A 242-nucleotide genomic window follows, 5' to 3' on the forward strand; every position below is an offset into this window, starting at 1 on the left:
GCGACGACTTCGTAGACGGCACCTTTATCTAAGTTCTCCTCGCGCAGCGCATCGAAGTCAATCGCGCCTTTGTCGAGGTTTTCTTCCCGGAGCTGATCGAAGTCGATGGCGGCCAGGATGCTGATGGCCGCGTCTTTATCGAGGTTCTCGCGGCGGAGTTCGTCAAAGTCAATGGCGACGACTTCGTAGACGGCACCTTTATCTAAGTTCTCCTCGCGCAGCGCATCGAAGTCAATCGCGCC

At 56.6% G+C, this 242-nt stretch carries 1 protein-coding gene; it reads right to left on the minus strand.

Going from position 1 to position 242, the window contains the following annotated elements:
* Nucleotides 1-242 (minus strand): hypothetical protein (locus tag JUK32_RS00015; protein WP_204136829.1); only part of this gene is annotated, 242 nt, incomplete at both ends.

Source organism: Halomicronema sp. CCY15110 (assembly GCF_016888165.1).
Classification (GTDB): Bacteria; Cyanobacteriota; Cyanobacteriia; order Phormidesmidales; family Phormidesmidaceae; genus Halomicronema.